The sequence below is a fragment of the Psychrobacter proteolyticus genome (assembly GCF_038155145.1).
Classification (GTDB): Bacteria; Pseudomonadota; Gammaproteobacteria; order Pseudomonadales; family Moraxellaceae; genus Psychrobacter; species Psychrobacter proteolyticus_B.
Map to the genome: position 1 here is coordinate 1 of NZ_JBAKAY010000253.1, position 208 is coordinate 208.

Genomic DNA, 208 nt, shown 5'->3' on the forward strand with positions numbered 1-208 from the left:
TGGTCTGGCTTTGGCTACGACTGGCGCTGCGTTTGTACACGCAGGCTTGCTATATTACTTCTTGCACAAGCGAGATATTTTCCGTTTCGGTCCGCATTGGAAAAAGCTGTTTACGCAGTTAGCTATCTCGACTGGCTCTATGATTGGCGTGCTTTATTTTATGATCCCTTACTTCCCTACCGATGAGGCTCAGTGGCAGCGTATCGTC

Annotated in this window: 1 pseudogene; it reads left to right on the top strand. The window is 48.6% G+C overall.

The window, feature by feature from the left end:
• Positions 1–208, top strand: a pseudogene (locus V6252_RS13730) (murein biosynthesis integral membrane protein MurJ); the annotation flags it as partial.